At 28.4% G+C, this 19101-nt stretch carries 11 protein-coding genes; all 11 read left to right on the forward strand.

The annotated features are described in order from the left end of the window. Positions 1–24 precede the first annotated feature (24 nt). The 11 genes from T514_RS26870 to T514_RS0100785 all read left to right on the forward strand — a co-directional run bounded on the left by T514_RS26870 (position 25) and on the right by T514_RS0100785 (position 19098). Positions 25–186: a hypothetical protein gene (locus T514_RS26870; RefSeq protein ID WP_169735787.1), complete on the forward strand. Its 162-nt coding sequence runs from the start codon at positions 25–27 to the stop codon at positions 184–186. Between the two features lie 63 nt (positions 187–249). Beyond that, the gene (locus T514_RS0100740) at positions 250–1968 is read left to right on the forward strand and encodes a HAMP domain-containing methyl-accepting chemotaxis protein (RefSeq protein WP_027623020.1); all 1719 of its coding nucleotides are present in this window, start codon (positions 250–252) and stop codon (positions 1966–1968) included. Between the two features lie 98 nt (positions 1969–2066). Next, the gene (locus T514_RS23580) at positions 2067–2864 is read left to right on the forward strand and encodes a DUF1835 domain-containing protein (protein WP_034867995.1); all 798 of its coding nucleotides are present in this window, start codon (positions 2067–2069) and stop codon (positions 2862–2864) included. 291 nt (positions 2865–3155) lie between these two features. Continuing rightward, positions 3156–4700 carry a BCCT family transporter gene (locus T514_RS0100750; protein ID WP_242850539.1) on the forward strand — a complete coding sequence of 515 codons (1545 nt, stop codon included), beginning with the start codon at positions 3156–3158 and terminating at the stop codon, positions 4698–4700. 303 nt (positions 4701–5003) lie between these two features. Continuing rightward, entirely contained in the window at positions 5004–6056 is a 1053-nt protein-coding gene (locus tag T514_RS0100755; protein WP_027623022.1) for a hypothetical protein, read from the forward strand. 32 nt (positions 6057–6088) lie between these two features. Further along, on the forward strand, positions 6089–7270 hold the full coding sequence (locus tag T514_RS0100760; protein WP_027623023.1) for a hypothetical protein: 1182 nt from the start codon (positions 6089–6091) through the stop codon (positions 7268–7270). A gap of 8 nt (positions 7271–7278) precedes the next feature. After that, complete coding sequence (locus T514_RS0100765; protein ID WP_027623024.1) at positions 7279–9945, forward strand: GAP1-N2 domain-containing protein; 2667 nt, start codon at positions 7279–7281, stop codon at positions 9943–9945. A 69-nt stretch (positions 9946–10014) separates the two neighbouring features. Next, on the forward strand, positions 10015–11433 hold the full coding sequence (locus T514_RS0100770) for a P-loop NTPase family protein (RefSeq protein WP_051541671.1): 1419 nt from the start codon (positions 10015–10017) through the stop codon (positions 11431–11433). Positions 11434–11456: 23 nt separating this feature from the next. Further along, positions 11457–13205, forward strand: coding sequence for a vWA domain-containing protein (locus T514_RS0100775; RefSeq protein ID WP_027623026.1), 1749 nt, complete (start codon positions 11457–11459; stop codon positions 13203–13205). A 23-nt stretch (positions 13206–13228) separates the two neighbouring features. Continuing rightward, a complete protein-coding gene (locus T514_RS0100780; protein ID WP_027623027.1) occupies positions 13229–16636 on the forward strand; it encodes a tubulin-like doman-containing protein in 3408 nt (1135 codons plus the stop codon). A 119-nt stretch (positions 16637–16755) separates the two neighbouring features. After that, positions 16756–19098 carry a hypothetical protein gene (locus T514_RS0100785; protein WP_027623028.1) on the forward strand — a complete coding sequence of 781 codons (2343 nt, stop codon included), beginning with the start codon at positions 16756–16758 and terminating at the stop codon, positions 19096–19098. Positions 19099–19101 lie beyond the last annotated feature (3 nt).

A 19101-nucleotide genomic window follows, 5' to 3' on the forward strand; every position in this document is an offset into this window, starting at 1 on the left:
TTTATATTTAGTTGACATGGTTTTATGTGGGATGTAAAATTAAAAGAAGGATATAATGATAAAAATATACTTTTAATTTGCTTCTGTGAGGGCGTAAAGTTTAAAATGAATTTGATAAAAAAATTTAAGGGTATGGTTATTTTAAATACTTTAAATATAAAGGGTAATGAGAAGATTAAACATTAAAATGCAATCTTCTTATTGCCCTTGTTTTAATATATTATTATAAATATACTAAGGAGGAGAAAAATGTTAAATGATTTAAAGGTTAAGCGAAAAATTTTCTTATTGTCTATAATACTTATTATATTTTGCTGCACTATAGGAGTTACAGGATATTATCACATATCTAAATCTAATGCAGATATGAATTCTATGTATAATGATTCATTAATTGCAATTGAATGTTTAAATGACAATAGAAACCAATCAAGGGCTATGGAGGGGGATTTTTATTACATATTATTAAATACAAAGGATAAACAAAAACAAAATGAAAAACTAAAGGACATACAAGAAAGAGAAAAGACATTCAATGAAAATTGGGAAAGATATAAAAAAACTAATGTAGATGATTGGGAAAAAGAAAAATTCCCAATTATTGAAAGTGAGTTTAAAGAATATAGTATAAAGAGAAATGAAGCAATTAAACTTGCTATGGAAGGGAAGATAGAAGAACCATTAAATAAGTACTATTCTTTACAAAATGTTGCAGAAGAGTTTCAAAAAAATTTAAAAGAATTGGCAATTTATAATGTTAAAGATGCTGAAAAAACAAATAATCAAAATAATATGCAACTTAGTAATACTAAAAAAATATTTATAGTGATACTTTTAGCTAGTATATTTTTAGGAATTGCTCTTACATTAATTATTTCAAAGTCTATTTCATCTCCATTGGAATTAGGAGTAAAGCATTTAAAACGTATAGCTAATGGAGATTTTTCTGAAAATATTGAAGAGGAATTAAAGATAAGAAAAGACGAAATTGGGGATATTTCAAAGGCCATGGATTTAATGTGTTCATCTTTAAAGAATTTAATAAGAAATGTAAAAGAAGAATCAGATAATATTGGAGTAGTATTTAGAAATATATCAGAAAATATAAATAACTTAAATGTTAATATAGAAGAAGTTTCTGCAACCACAGAAGAATTATCAGCTAGCATGGAAGAAACATCCTCAGCTTCACATGAAATGAATGAGTCATCAGTTCAAATTGAAAATGCAGTTCAATCTATTGCTAAAAGAGCTGAAGAAGGAGCTCAAGCTGCTGGAGAAATAAATAAAAGGGCAGTTGGGGTGAAAAGTAATTTTACAGAATCTCAGAAAAAAGCAGTAGATATGCTTAGTGATACTAAAGAAAACTTGGAAAAAGCTATTGAAGATTCAAAAGTAGTAGAGCAAATAAATGTATTGACTCAAGCAATTATGGAGATAACTGATCAAACTAATCTTTTAGCATTAAATGCAGCTATAGAAGCTGCAAGAGCAGGAGAAGCAGGAAAAGGCTTTGCAGTAGTAGCAGATGAAATAAGAAAACTTGCAGAGCAGTCTCAAAATGCAGTAGGAGAAATACAAAATATAACAGAAAGGGTAACAAAGTCAGTAGAAAACTTATCTATGAGCTCTAATGAAATGATAAGTTTTATGTCTACAAATGTACAAAATGATTATAGTACTATGTTAGATGTAGCAGAAAAGTACAGTAAAGATGCGAATTTTATAGACGAAATGGTAACGGAATTCAGTTCCACATCAGAGGAGTTGTTATCATCAATTCAGGAAATGGGAAGAATTATAGAAGGAGTATCACAAGCTTCAAATGAAGGAGCTAATGGTACTACCAATATTGCTTCAAAGACAATGGAGACAACTGAAAAATCTAATGATATAATGAAAGAAGTAGAAAATTCCAAGCAAAGTATTGATAAATTGCATAGGGAGATATCTAAATTTATAATTTAAATAAAGTGATTTCTACATTTGGATGAAGTTTATAAAAATAATAATATAGAAAAATTTCACCTAAATCTAAGAAGCACTTCATATAGGGGAGGAATAATATGGGAAATTTAATTCACTTATGCTTTTCAGCTAGTGCAAGAGGAAGTTTGAAATATGCAGTAAGTACCAACATTATATATGGAAATAAGGTTATAGGTTTCTATGACGATTTATCTAATGGGCCAATTTATGAAAAAGTAGATTTAGGAGACAGAATTAATTGGTGTAAAAAACTTATTAAGGAATATAGAGTTGAATACATACAATGTTTAAGAGAAAACTACTATAAGTTTAATAAAAAACTGTCAAAAATAACTTCTGAGGATACTGTTTATTTTTGGGTTAGTAATAATGCATCAGAGCTAGTTAATTTAATGTACACTTTGGAAAAATTAAGCCTACCTTTAGAAAATATGTATATTAGTAATGTGTCAGAAGTTACTTATAATCAAGGTTTAATTAATGAATTTACTCCAAGACTTGTAGGAGAAGTATCCCCTGATAGGTTTCCAGAGTTTATTACTACTAAAAAGAAAATGGAAAAGGGTACATATACCTCTTTATTAGATAATTGGAATAAAATTAAAGAACAAAGAGGAAAGCTTAGAGTTTATGAAGATGGACAGGTTATAACTGTAGATGAAGATTATTTTGATAATCAGATACTTAAGTATACCCCTAAAGAATTTAGAAAGTGCGTCAGAACTGTGGGAGAAACTTTGGGATATAGTGAAAAACCTATATCTGATAACTATATATTTTTAAGAATTCAACAACTTATTAAAAATGGAGATATAGAGTATAAAGGAGATTTTAATATTATGAGACAAATGGAAATTAAAATATCTAAAAAATAGTTTATAATAAGTAAAATAAATATTAGCAAAGAATGAGCATGGATAAATGTTTTTTCCTAATTTAGGAGCAGCATTTATCCATGTTTTTTTGTCTTGTTTAATGACACTTGCTGTAAAAAAGCTGACTATATCTAAGATAAACGAAGCTTTTTAAAGGTATATAGATTTATAATCATATTTCCCCATAAGATACAAACTAATGAAATAGTTCAATATTTTACAAGTAAAAACTTTGATGTTATAATGAAGTTGTTGAAAGTAACACACTAGAAATATAAATAAAGTTGTTACATGAAAGGATGGAGATATAGAACTATGGACAGGCTTAGAAAAGAGAAAGTATTTTATATTTCAACTATTACATTAACAGCGATTATGATATTTGCTTTTTTTAATATTAAAGCTTTTGGAACAATGGCTAAAAATGCGCTTGATTTATTACTAAATAAATTTTATTGGTTATATTCTGGGGCTATGTTGATTTTTTTCATTTTTTGCGTTTGGATAGCTTTCAGTAGATATGGAAAAGTAAGATTAGGAGAAGATAGCGAAAAACCTGAATTTAGCTTCTTGTCATGGCTTTCCATGTTATTTTGTGCAGGTATGGGTATGGGGCTTGTGTTTTGGTCAGTAGCAGAACCATTAACTCATTATGCATATCCTCATAATATGGAGGGGTTTACACCAGAAGCTAAAATGTTTGCACTTAGAAAAGTATTTTTGCATTGGGGAACGTCTGCTTGGGGATGTTATGCCATTCTTGGATTAATACTTGCATACATGCAGTTTAGAAAGAAAAAGCCTGCTTTAATGAGTAGTGCATTAATTCCTCTAATTGGTGAGAAAAGAGCTAATGGATTTATTGGAAGCGTAGTAGATATTTTCACTATATTTGCAACAGTAGCTGGAATTATTACATCATTAGGAATGGGTACATTACAAATTAATGCAGGATTAAATTATCTTTTTAACATACCTGAAAATATTAAAGTAAAATTATTAATAATAGGTTTAGTTACTGTATGCTATATGAGTTCTGCCATTTCAGGAATAGATAAAGGAATACAAACATTATCAAATCTTAATATATTTATTGCGGCCTTTGTAGTTATATTTGTTACAACAATAGGACCTACCGGAGAAATTTTTAACAATTTATTTAGAGCATTAGGTGCATATGGAAAAGAATTGCTTACTACAAATAATAATATATTTTTACATGGAGAATGGTATAAAAATTGGACTCTGTTTTATTGGGGATGGTGGATAGCATGGGCACCACCTGTAGGAATATTTATAGCAAGAATTTCAAGAGGAAGAACTATAAAGGAATATGTATTAGGAGTATTACTTATACCTTCTTTATTATGCTTTATATGGTTTGCTATATTTGGAACAATTGGATTCAATGTAGATAAAGCTACTATATTAACAGCTATACAAAAGGTGGATACTGCATTCTTTGTTGTTATGAGCAAATATCCATGTAGCTTATTAATAAATATTCTTATTATGATACTATCCTCAATATTCTTTATAACTTCTGCGGATTCAGCTACTTTTGTTTTAGCAATGTTATCTTCAAAAGGAGATTTAAATCCAAGCAATTCAAAGAAAATTGTTTGGGGAATACTTCAAGGAGCACTAACAGTAGCATTTTTATTAGCAGGCGGGTTAGAAATGATTCAAACAGCTTCAATATTAGCAGCATTTCCATTTGCTTTTATAATGCTATTTTCTATAGTTTCCTTTAGAAAAAGTTTAAGGGATGAAGATGAGTTGGTGGAACTAAGGAGGAGAGAAAAAGTTTTAGAGGCTAGATTAGATACAAAATGAATAGAGTTCTTGGCTTTATAGGGAGCTTTTACTCTCACTTTTAAGAAGTGGAGTATTAGAACAGGTAGTTATTAAATAAAATTATATTAAATTAAAGATTTAAGTTCAAGTCTCAATTAAGAAAGAGATTTGAACTTTTTTCCATTGGCAGAAATTAAAAATTATAAATCAAAATTAAATTTAATAAATCTTCAATATTTGTTAAGAAAATCATAAGATTTATGTGATAGAATATAATTGTAAAACTATGATTTGGATTTGTTTGTAATTGTAAGAAAAAGATGGACTGTACGGAGGTTTAGCATGGATGAGAAAAAGCAATGTCAGTTAGAGGAATTAGCTGATGAATTAGAAATTATATTATCCGTTAAAAATGTTATTTCTAAAGAGGAAATAAATAATTTTATACAAAAATTTAACTATTTATCTGAACATGACATAAGATTAAAAATATCAGAAGTTACCAAGGATAACTCATACATAAGTAATATAGAAGATACACAGCAATTCATATTGCCTAGTAATTTAGAATATGAATATAATCAGCATATGGATACTACACAGGATGAGAATAATAGCAATGTGGATGAAATTAATAGTAACGATTATGAGAAAATTGAAAGTAAACAAGTTAATGATATAGAGTGTGAAGAAGATTTAATTAATCCTGTAATTCAATTAGAGAAAAAGAAAACCTACTCTTTTGATGAAAATAATATACCAGAGGTTTCTTTTATAAGGGGAGAAATTAAGTATGGTCAGCTTTCGTTAGAATGGGGCTGGCCAGAAGAGGTTGATGAAGTTTTTATATGTTATAAAATGGATATGTTTCCCAAAGGGCCTAGAGACTTAGCAGCAGTACAATATGAGATTAAAAGGCATGGAGATGAAAAGGTAGGTAGTTATATTATTAATAAAGTAAGTGGAGGAGATTTTTATTTTTATGTTTATACAAAAGTAAACTTTGAAAATAAAACATGTTATTCTAAAGGGCAGAAAAGGCTTGTGGTTAACAGGGAACCTTCAGAAATATTTTATGAAATAAAAATAAAAAGAAGCATTTTTGGTAAGTTAAAGTCATCAGAGATTATGTTGTGGACTAAAGAAAAAGAGATGAATTTACCTCAACTTATTGTAGTAGGTAAGGTAGGAAATATGCCTTTACAAAAATCGGATGGGGGAACTATATTAAACATTGATTGTGAAGTTATTAGTAAAGATAACTCTATGGTTATAGAGTTACCTAATGACAATATAAGAGGAAATATGTATGTGAAATTATTCTTTTTTGATGATGCTAACAGCAAGTTGTTTAGAATAGTGTCTCCAGCAAAAGAAAGATTATATTTCAAATAATAAAAAATATTAATATTTGAGGAGAGAGAAAAGTGAATTTTAATTTTAAGAAGAAGGATTATTATATATGCCCCTATTGTTTTTCAAAACACTCTTTGGGGGAAGTGGGTTTCATATGTGAAAATGAAGGAGAAAAATGCGAAAATGCAAGAAAGAGAACAGTAATTGCATTAGATGAAGATGATAAGGGTCAAATGAGGGAGTCAGCAATTTGTGATAAGTGTGGAGAAAGGACAACAACAAAGGTATGTCCTACATGTAATGAAGAATTACCTTATTCTATTGGAAATTATGATAATTTAATATTTTCAATAATAGGGGCAAAGGAAGCTGGAAAAAGCCATTATATAGCGGTACTAATTGATAAAATAATGAATGAAATAGGATCATCTTTTAATTGTAGTCTTCAAGCTATTAATGATTCAACTATTAGTAGATATAGAACAGACTTTTACAATCCAGTTTTTAGACAAAATGAAGTAATAAGAGTAACACGTTCAGCCAAAACAGACTCATCAGTAAAACAACCTCTTATTTACACATTGACATTTAAACAAAATGGTATGTTTGGAGGACTTTTTAAAAGTAATAAAAGCAAGATAAGTAATGTTGTAACTATTGCCTTTTTTGATACTGCTGGAGAAGATTTAGATTCAGAAGATACAATGAAGGCAGTAAATAGGTACATATACAATTCTTCAGGAATTATATTTGTCTTAGATCCTCTGCAACTTGAACAGGTAAGAGAAATGTTACCAGAAGGTACTTCGCTGCCGGAAAGAAATACAGAAATAGAAGATTTGCTTTCAAGAACTGCTAATCTTATAAGAAAGGCTAATGGCATAAAAATAGATAAGCTAATCGATATACCTGTAGCAGTAGCTTTTTCAAAAATTGATGCAGTTGAATCCTTAGTAGATCCATCTAGTTCTATAAATTATACTAGTAAGCATATAACCAATGGATATTTTGATTTATCAGATTTTGAAGATGTAAATGGCACTATGGAATCCTTAGTGAGAACTTGGGGTGGTGAAAACTTTGCTAATCAATTGAGCACAAATTTTAAGGATTATGCCTATTTTGGAATGACTGCATTAGGCTGTAATCCTGAAAGTAATAAGATTACAAAGCTAAGACCACATAGAGTAGAAGATCCTTTCTTATGGCTATTATATAAACATAAATTAATAAAGGCAGAAAAAGGGAAGTGATTCATACTATGAAGGTTCAACAACTTTTTTATACATCCTGTAAAAAAGGTATTTCTTTGGGAATGGGATTTCAAACTTATTCTATGTCTGAAGGAATTACTGAAGAAGAAAGAAAAGAAATAGAAGCTCATTGTGTATATATACCACCAGATAATCTTCCTACTCAACCTACAAAAGAAGAGATAGAAAAATTATTTCCAATAGCATTGTCTTCTTTTAGGTTAAAGAGTGGAAAGTATTGTATTTGCCAATCTAAATATGTTGGTAAGGATTACTCAGGAAGATATGGTAATTACTTTTCTCATGTTTTAATTTCTGATGAACCTTGGCCGTTTTATCCTATAGAACTTTATGGCTCTATAACCTTTAGAGACTCATTAACTTCTCAGGAAGAAAGTGCAGAGGAGATAAAGTCACTTGAAAATTTAGAGGGAATTCATTTAGGAAATGTAATAGATTATAATACAATATCAGCATTCTTAAAGGGAGCAGAAGGGGAAAATAGAAGAAAAAATTTTAAATTACTAATGGAAAGTGTTATAGATTATGAAAAGGAAGGTAAAAACATAGTATTTGAGGATTTAAAAGAGAATAATGCATACTGGATTGGAGCTATACAAATGGCACTTACTAAAAATTTAGCACAAACATTCTCTTTTACGACATATTGCTATAACCCTGAAAATACTGATTATAAAATTTCTGCTCTTTATAAAGATAAAACTTCAGTTAACTTAAAAAGTAATCAGAAATTATATAAATATACTTATGTAGATTTTTACCAAAACAATCCACAGACTGTTGGAAGTAGTTTTTCAAAGTTAATTGAAGTAGGATACACGGTTTCAAAAGAAGTGCTTTTATCTTTTTTATCTTTCCTTGGACAGTTTGAATATAACATATTAGATAGAGATATAGAAGATTGTATCTGCTTATATAACATAGTTAATAAAGGTATAGAGAAGCTAAATATTGAAAATGTAAAAAAAGCCATAGGTTTTGCAAATAGGTATAAATCAGAAGATGCGTTTAGTAAAATATTCAAACAAATTGGCCCTAACTTGGAAAAAATAAGTACCCAAGTTGATATAGAACTTACAGAGATAGTATCAGAATTTCTATTTAATATGAGCAAAGAAACAGGAAAGAGAGATTTTGTAAATAAAGCATATGAGTTCTTTTTCGATGCTATACATTGCCTTGTTATGGATAGAGAAGATACAGATATAGAAGATATTTTCCATTTGTATAAAAAGGTTAGGAGAAAAGAAAAAGGAAGTAATCAAGAATTTATTAAGATGTCTTTAGCAAAATCTAGAATAGGTGAATTGAATACTTACCTTCAAGGTGCTAAGGTAAGGCATGGAAAATTTTATGTTAAATCCATAATAGATGATATAATAGTGTTTAATAGAGAATGTAGTGCAAATAGACCAATATTGCTATTTAATATAGAAAATGAGGAAGACAAAGAGAGAGTAATATTATTAAAAAGATGTATGGAAATACTACTAGATTCCCCAAAAGATATAGAAGAAATTATGTGTTATTTTAAAGATGAATGTGAATATGTAGCAGATATAATACTTATGGAGTACATAATTAATTTACGTAAAGATAAAGACAGTCTAGTGTGCCAAACTTTAGCTCAGTTTTTAGTTGATGAAGGGAAAAAAGATCCATGCTTAGAGAAAAATATTTATTCTAATATATGTAACAAACCTTATGGTATGGATTTTATGTTTTATATATTTAAATATAAATTATCAAAAAACATAGATGACAATAGTTTTTTTGTTAAATATTCAGAAGAAATATTTGATGTGTTTACGGAATATAGGAAAAAGAAATTTTCACAGGCTCTTAAGGTATATATAGATTCTTTTGAAAAAAGCAAATTGTCTTTAGAACAATATAGTAAGATACTTAAGTATATTTATAAAAATTTATCTTATATTGAAGTAAATAAGAAGCTTTTTGAAGAAGTAATATGTTGTTTTGAGGAAGAGATAAGTGTAGAGAATGTAGAAATGGTATCCAATGCTATTGAGGAAGTAGGAGAAATTAAAAGTAAGTACAAAATAAGTACACCTTGTAATATTACAGAACTTATATGTATACATAAAAAGCTTATAAGTGATGATTTTAAAAATAAGAGGGCAGCTATAGGAAATTTTAAAGGAGATTTTTCCTATATATCTCCTTCCAAATATGAAGAATATCTAAAATGGATTTTACCAAATTTAAATATATATCTTCTAGATTACAGCGATCATGCCAAAGTAACAAAGGCTTTTTTATGTGAAGAATATAGGGATGTTTATTATAAAGTTTATACTGATACTATAGTTAATATTTTAAATGAAAAGAAATATAAAAATATGTTAAAGGATTCCTCCAAGGAAGTATATGAAATATTTTTAGATTATGTTATTTTCATATTAAAAAACAAAGTAGATTTTGAAGAAAATATGGATCAGTATGCCGAAGATAAGATAATACACGAGTTACCAACTATAAATGAAAGAAAAATGAATAGTTATGATAAATATATATTACAAAGAATTGAGGATGATAGAAATAAAAATCTTATATTAAAAGAATGGAAAAATATAAAAAAGAAAGCTTTTGAAAAAAGTAAAATAAGAAATATAATGGCTTTCTTTAAAAAATAGATTTAACATAGACAAAGGCCTAGTGTAACACTAGTGTTACACTAAAAATAACTTCATAAGAGTTAAGCATTGTATAGATTGGAAGTGGTTTGGGCAGGTATGGTGGATTTTATAATAAAAGTACTCTTGGGTGCTCTTATATTTATTGTATTAATAGGTCTAATGAATTGGCTTCGGTTAATAAGTGTTATAATGGGAATACTGGAGGGCTTTTTTAAAAGTTTATTTAGTTATTTTGAGGGAGCTAAATTTAGTATAGGCAATGGGTATTCAGAAAGAGGAAGAAAAAAGTTTAGTGACCCAGCTAAAGAAAAGTATTTTTTTTATAAGCAATATGAGGACTTTAAGAATACATGGATAAGTTCTTCAGGAGTTAATAAAGGGAAAATACTAATGATGAAGAAAAAAATGCAGGAAAAGGGTGAAGTTAATTTTAGAAAATTAATAGCCTTTCAAATATCTTTATATGTATTTGGCAATATATTTAAATTAATTTATTCATTTATACATCTTTTAGTTATAACAATTATTAGTATACCTATTTATATATTTTATTGTATAGTGAAAACAGTACATAAGCTAAGAAGGGTGAGAAGAAAAATATCAAATGTTTGTCCAAATTGCTATGAGAAATTTGAACTGCCTTATTATGTATGTGTAAAGTGTGGAAGGGTACATAAAAATTTGTTCCCTAGTCATTATGGTATTTTAAGAAGAAAGTGTGTATGCGGAGAAGCTATTCCTTGTTCATTTTTGAAAGAAACAAATAAGGTTAAGGCTATTTGTCCATCATGTTCTAGAGAAGTCGAGGTTAAGGAAAATGTGCCAATATGTATATCTGTTATTGGCCCTAAAGAAATGGGAAAAACCCCTTTTATATTTTCAGCAACAAATGCCTTGCTAAATAATATTTCCGAGGAAAAGCAGTGGAATGTAAAAGCTTTAAAAGAAAGTTTTATAGATAATGACAATATAGATAATGAAGGTAAGGTATATAATATTTCTATAAATTCAAAGAAGTTTTTCAGTGAAAAGTTATTGTATATGTTTGATGTTTCTGGAGAGTATTTCAATAATAAGGACAGTATTAAGAGACAAAAATATTATAGATATGTTGATGGATTAGTATTTATTATAGATAATTCATTTAAGGAAGCTGAAGAATATAACTTAAATATGTGTGAAGTAAATGATTTGCTTGATAGGATTATATTTACTCTAAGAGAAATACGTCAGATTAAATTGGATGAACTTATAGATATACCTATAGCAGTAGTAATTAACAATATAGATGGTAATACTCATGAGTTATTAGAAGAAGTAGAAGGAGAAAGGATAAAGAGAAAATTTCAGTACAATTTTTCTGATTATAAGTTTTTCTCAGGTAAATTCCTTAAAAGTTATGAGAATGGAGTAGAGGACAATACTCAGTATGTTAGTGAAACTGTAAAATGGATTTTAAGTGAAGCAAGTAGAGAACTCAATTAAAGTTAGTAAGGGGTGTTACTATTTTGAAATCTAAAATTAAATTAACTTTTATTACAATTATTATATTTATCCTTCAGATATTTTTAAATTCATTCTTTGTATTGGTTAAAGCCCAGACACTATCTTCAAATTTAGATGTAATTTTTGTACTTGATGCTAGTGGTTCTATGAAGAATAGTGACCCTGAAGATATAAGGATAGAAGCTATAAAAATGTTTTTGGATATGGCTCAACTCAAAGGAAACAAAGTAGGACTTGTGGCTTATTCTGATGGTATAGTTAGAGAACATAACTTAAGTAACATAGACTCTAGTGAAGACAAAAATAGAATAAAAAATATGGCATCTAATATTCCATTTGGACAAAAAACTGATACAGGAGCAGGGTTATTAGAAGGTGCAAAATTATTAGATAGCGAACATAATAAAGCAAATAGACCTGTAATAATACTTTTATCTGATGGTAAAAATGATCCTTTAAGAAGCAGTGCTGAGTCCTTAAATGATTTAAATAAAGGAATTAATTTGTGTAAAGAAAAGGGGTATCCAGTATATACTATAGGATTAAATTATGATGGTACTGTAGATAAAGCTCAGCTAAGTGAGGTATCAAATGGGACTAAAGGAAAAAACTATATAACCAATACTGCTGCAGATTTACCTAAAATTTTAACAGATATATATGCAGACAACTCAAAGTTAAAAGTGCAGGATAAAGGAACTATAAAATTAAATGGAAATTTTCAAGAATTAAAAATTGATATTCCAAATGCTAATGTGTTAGAAGCAAATATATCTATGATTTCAGATAAACCAGTAGAAGTAAAACTTATTAATCCAAAAGGAACGGAGGTTCCGATACCTTCTTCAAATGCTGAGTTTACTCATTCAAAAAAATATTCAATGCTAAAAATTATAAAACCTGAAGAGGGACAGTGGACTCTTAAGGTAAAGGGAGTAAATGGAAGCAGTATAAAGGTAAGTTATGTGTTTAATTATGATATTCAAATAGAAGGAAAGTTTACTCCAAGTAATGCTCATAAAGGAGATAAAGTAAATGTAGAAGCTTACTTTGTTAATAATGGTCAAAAGGTTTCAGACAAGGAACTTTATAATAAAGTAAAAGGAAAGTTAATTATAAAGAATTTAAAAGATAATTCTATAAAAGAAGTACCATTAACTATTGAAGGAGATGCATTTAAAGGAGAATATTCAATCCCAGATAGTGAAAAATATGAGCTTAAGGTAAGAGTAGATGGAGATAGTTTTTATAGAGAAAGCTCTTCTGTAATTGTAGGGGGAGCGAATACCACCTCTGCTGCTAATAATACTCCTAAGGAAAGCATTTTTAAAAAGCCTTTATTTTGGGGAATAATTGGAGTTGTAATTTTAGCTATAATTTCTGCTGTAATAATGAAGATGGCTAAAAGGAAGCGTGTACATGGATTTGGGCGTGTAGAGATTAAAATTAAAGATGAAACCACCAATGAAATATTACAGCCTCAATTTAGAAGTTTAAAAGGATACAGAGGAAGTTTTTCATTATTTGAAGTATTAGGACTTAAAGAAGAATATGAAGAAACAGAGGGTGCAAGATTTATATTTAGAAATGACGATAGTATAGAACTTGTTAATAAATCAGAATGTGTTGTTCAAAAATCAGGAAGAAAATTAAATAAGGATTCTAATGTAAGATTATATAATGGAAACAAAGTAACAGTAGTATTAAACAAAATTTCAAAGAGTGTAACTGTGGAATTTTATTCTAAATAGATGCAAAAAATGGAGGGTTTTTTATGAATACAAGAGTCAGAGAACATCTTCAAGACCTTGAAGTTAAAAAGGGCGGGGGGATTGTAAGTGATAAGATAAGAATAGAAACTATATCAAATCCAATGCTAATAATAGGACTTGGTGGAACCGGTATAGATGCAATGCTTAGACTTAAATATCAAATAAATAAAAGATTTGTACTTGAAGAGGATAAACTTTCAAATACAAGAAAGGATAAGCCTAAGAAAGTGGAATTTTTAGGTTTTGAAACAAATCAAAAAGAAAAAAATAAGAAATATCCAGCCAACTTTGGAATGGGCCTTGATCCCCAAAGTGAACTAGTAATGCTTTCGAATGCAGAAGTAAGATCCATATTAAATGATCGTGAAATATTAGATGATTCTATAAAAGAATGGTTAGCACCAGAACTATCAGCAGAAAGTGGAGTTGATGGTGCAGGTGGTATAAGACAATTAGGAAGACTGCTTTTATTTACAAAAATAAATGAAATAGTAGATTGCCTAGAAAAGAAAATAAGACTTCTTTTAGAAGATAGTGAAGATATTTTGCATGTATTTGTTTTATCAGGATTAGCAGGCGGAACTGGTAGTGGAACTTTTATTGATATTACTTATATAGTAAGAGGAATTATGAATAATATCTATGGTTCCAAGGGAGAAGACAAGGTTAATATAATGGGGTATTTATTTACTCCAGATGTTAACTTATCAAAGGCATCAGATAATCAAACATCACAGTCCTACATTATAAAAAATGGATTTGCAGCACTTAAAGAGTTAGATTATCTTATGGGTATAGGAGATAGACATGAAAGATTTAGACAAAGATATAGAAATAGACTTACCGTAGATTCTCCAATGCCTCCATTTAATTTATGTCATTTAATATCTGCTACAAACACTTTAGGAAGACCTATGAGTAATGCTTATGACTATTGTATGAATGTTACTGCAGAAAATATAGTAAACTTTATGTCAAATGAAGTTAGGGAATCTGGTGGAGAGTTTGCTATACAGGACTATATAAGCAATTTAAAGCAGAATACAGACAATATGCCAAAGCCTTATATGTCAAATTATAAGTATGTAATGATAGGAGCATCAGCAGCAGTACTTCCTATTGAAGAGATAACTACATATATAGCCTTTAAGATTTTTGAAAAGATGCAATATATGTTTGAAAAAGCGCCAGAGGAAAAGGATGTAGATCAGTTTATAAGACAGATCAGGTTGGATGAGGATTCTGTAATAGAAAGATTTGAATTGCACCTTCAAAATAGAGAACCTATTTCAGGCTATGAGGATAGGGATAGATATAGTTTTGACAATGTTATAAAAAAACAGGCAGTAAATATTGATGAGGAAATGAAGGAGTTTTTAAGAGATTGTATTAATGAATATAATAAGGTGAAAACTCAATTTCCAGGAGAAATTTTAGGCAATGTAAAAGAGATGATAAATGCCATATTTAGAGATCCTAGTAAAGGTCCATTTTATGCATCAAGAATGTTATTTTCAAAAGGTTTTTGTATAATAAAGACTTTAGAGGCTGAGATAACTGCATTAGAGGAAAGACTTTCTAATGTTTCCAGGGAAATAAAAATAAGCAGAGAAGATGCTGAAGATAAATTAGTTGAGGCCAAAAAGGCAATTTTATTTACAAAGGAAAGAAAGAAAAATGACTATATAGAAGCTAAGAGTGATGAATATATCTTAAGAGCAGAAGAAGAAAGACTCTTTAGAATGATAGAGTTCTATAGAAATGTAATATCAGATTTAAGTGATTTAAATAGCAACATATATAGAGTGTATACTGAAATACTTAATGAATTAAGTAAAATATTTAAAGAAGACGGGGAAATATTATCCAATGGGGAGGAAATAGAAGGAGCTCTTGGAAGAAGCTATTCATGGACAGTAGTAAATGTACCAGATTTAACAGATTATATTGAGAAAATAGTAAATAAAGATACTGCAGATGAAATAGTTAGAAGATTTTCAAGCAAGCTTTTGGAAGAGTCTCAAAAGTGGATTGATGATGTTCATATTGATGTAGTTGGAGCAGTATCAAACTTTGTATCTGAAGAATATGGAGATGTAATAACTCAATCCATGGAAGATTTCCTAGCTTTAGAATATGGAGAAGATAAATCCATAATAAGTTTAATTAAAGATGAAATTGCTCCAAAGCTTGATAAGGATGCAGTGCCAATTTTTCATTTAAATAATATGGAAGCGCTTAATTTCCCTTCATGGAGCATGGTTTCTGTTCCTAGAAATGCAAAGAAAATTCTTGAGGGAATAAAGGAATATAAGAAAAATGCTAATACAGGAAGTTCTCTTAATATAAAAGAAAGTATGGTAACTAATAGGATATTCTGGCTAAATACTAGAAATGGAGTGCCTCTTTATTCATATTCTCCAATAAAACATTATGAAGAAATTTATGAAAGCTCATTATTTGGATATGATGGGGTAGGGAGACACTTATATCAAAGTAGAGAAAGAAACTGGGTTTACTTGCCTTCGCCAATTCCTGAACAAAGTTGGGGGTCAACTTATTGCAATGAAAGAATAAAGAAATATAATGAAGAAGTAAGAGAATTATTTGACCGTGGTCTTCAGCTAGGATGTATTGTAAATGTTGAAGGAAGCAGCAATGTAAAATATAAATGTAAAGTTACAGAAGAATTTAATATTGATGAATTTATGGAAAAGTATTCAATCAATATGAAAGATGACAAAGTAAATGTAGCGGAAGTAAGAAGAGCTTTAGCAGATATAAAAGAACTTTTAGATAAAGGATTAGTTCCAGTTGAAAATTCTGATGTTCAAAAATATTATATTTATGAAAGTAGTAGTGAAGAGAGAGCAAAGAATAATTTAATAAGAACACCAGAGCTTACAAAGCTTGCAAGAAGAGAAGTTGAAAAATATGAAAGTATTATAGAAAAGAAAAATGAACTGGAAGGTATAATAAATAATTTAAATAAGGCTGAAATGGATATGGATAGTTTCCTTAGAGCTTTATACACAGATACTATAAAGAAGGCAGGACTGCTTTATGTTTATAATGGAGGAGAGGAAAGCAAGGTAGATATAGAGCCATTTATAAATACATTAAAGCAGAAGGAATATCAACATGAAGCTATATTTAGAAAATATGTAAGTCTTGATGAAAAAGAAAAAAGTATTGTAGATAAGACATCAGATAAAAAGCTAGAGCAGTTATCATTAGAAGATGATGCAAAGACTTTAAGAGAAAATGTTAGTGAACTTTTAGAAAAAACTAAAGCTACTGTAGATGAATTAGATACAAGAAAATATCAGCTTGTAAATGGAGAAGAACTTTTTGCATTCTATAGTAATATGCTTAAAACTATTCAAGAAGTGAAAAAACAATTAGATTAGGCACATTAAAATAAATAACAAGTCAATTATCGACATGTGTCCTAATTAAGAAAAGAAGGGGAAGAAGGTAAGGTAATACCTTACCTTCAATGTGTTAATCATGCTCGGGAGGAATTTATATGAACAAAATATTGATGGATTTTGCCAATAATTATGCTTTAAATATGGATAGAAAGATTTTTAGTAAGGATGCTCAAAGAAATTCTCAAAATCCTATACTTTTTGTGTTTATAGGAGATGGTGTAAGTGAAGCTGCATCCTTTATTAACAATATAAAAGATAGATGGAACAATGGCGATGGAATAGTTTTTATAAATATATCTACTAAGAACATAGAGGATAATATAAATATAGTTAATTTCCAAATTCCTTATGAGCTTCAAGATAAAAAAACTTTAAGAAAAAATATAAAGGATAGATTTTATAATGATAGTAACCTTCTTGAAAATTTAAATAAAAAGCTTACTACAGTGAGAGATAAAATACTAAGCTCAGGAGAAATGTTTAATTCATTTGAAACTCTTAGCATATCTGTTGTAACAGCAGCAGATGATCCTTTAAATATAATACTTCCAGAGCTATCAATGCTTATAAAAAAGAGAATGATGGAAGTATTTAAAAGTTCTCTAATGGATTTATATGTACTTATTAAGGAACAAAACATAGAGGATGAATTTTATTCAAAAGCCTTTGCAGTTAGTTTTTTTAGAGAAATTGAATATATTCAAAGTAAGAATTTTATCTTTAATGAAAAGATAGATATATATGGAGAAGAAAGAAAATTAGCTGTAGAAGAAAGAGGACCAGTATTTTATATTACATATTTGCTAGAAGAGAAAAATGAAAAAGGACTAATAACTAAAAGATCTATGGAAAATAACTATGAAATAATATCTTATATTAGTCTTTTGAAAAACATAAGGATAGACGAGGAAACTTATTCAGATGTAGAAAATCAATATTACGATAATACTAGATTTAAGGTAAATATAAACTCTAATTCTTTAGAAAATGGTAAAAATATATATGCAACTGGGGGACTGGCAAAAGTAAAAAGACCTAATGAGGCTATTGCTGCATCAGTTACTAGAGCATTTTATGAAAATATGTTGAATAAAATGATTCTATTTTCTAAAAAGGATAAAAACTTTATAGAAAATATATTGAAAATACATGAGGATGATTTAAGCTTAATTGCAGAAGAGTTAATGCCTAAGGCTGTAGAAGTTAATGATATGATGAGTATAATGACTTCTAAGTTAAAAAATGATATTTATAAACTTTCAATAAGAGAGGCAGAAGAAATATTATATGGAAGCAGATGTGAAGAGTTTTTTACCCAAAACTTTGTAAAAAATGCTAAGAGTAATTTAGAATATATGAATCTTAAAGATAGAATAAAAAATTCAATCTATAAAGATGTAATAAAAAATGAAGCTTTAGGAGTATATTCTGCGTGGGCTTGGACTTTAGAAGAAGGTCAGGGAATAAGGTGTATAAGAGAATGTAGAAATTTACTTAAGAAAAATATTCAAAATGTGAATAAAAACATTGAGAATATGTATGAAAACAGAGCTGTAGAAGGGTTTAATATTAAAAGTATATTTTTTAAAGATGAAAAGGTTAAGGAAGTAAAGAAAAATATATTCGATGTATATGAGAAAAAAGTTGAACTTTTAAAACTGCAAATTATAGATGAAGTTCTAGAAGAATATGAAAATAGTTTACTTAAAATAAATGAGGAGACTTCAATTTATATAAAAGGGTTAAACGAAATTAATAAGCTATTAAAGGATTATGAAGATGAAGTTGTAAAAAAACAGGATGAATATACTGGTCAAAATATAAAGGCTTATTATGAGAATGTAGTGAAGAATATAGTTTTACAGATGGAAAAGATACAAGGAGAAGGTTTTTATTTTAAGGACAAATATATAGGTAATGTGTATGATATTTTGAAACAAGGACAGGAATTTTTATTTCAAAAGCTTATACAATTTTGTAGTAAGTACATTTTATGTAATGAAGAATTTTATAAACCTTTTGAGGAAGAATTTAATAAAAGAGCTAATGTGGATATAATGGATTGTAATAGTAAAGTACTCTCAAAGGAAGAACTCTACAAAAAACTCTTTAATATACTAGATGAAAATTCTGCTTATAAGGCATACATAATGAATTATGATGTAAGAGCATATGAAGAAAAATATTTCTTTGGGGATTATGAAAGTAATTTTATAAAATATGCATTTCATTTTGATAGAGAAATAAGGAATCATAAAATTGGATATATACATGAGAAAAGAGCCAGTGGAATTGAAAAATTGAGTTTGATGGGTGGATTTGCGGCTAAAGATGTAGTGTATATTAAAAATGCTTTTGAATGCTATAAATATTGTTTAGAAAAAGAATATGAACTTCATGGAATAGATGAGGATAAGTTACCAGATTTGAATATTTAGATA

This window comes from Clostridium lundense DSM 17049 (assembly GCF_000619945.1).
GTDB lineage: Bacteria > Bacillota > Clostridia > Clostridiales > Clostridiaceae > Clostridium_AO > Clostridium_AO lundense.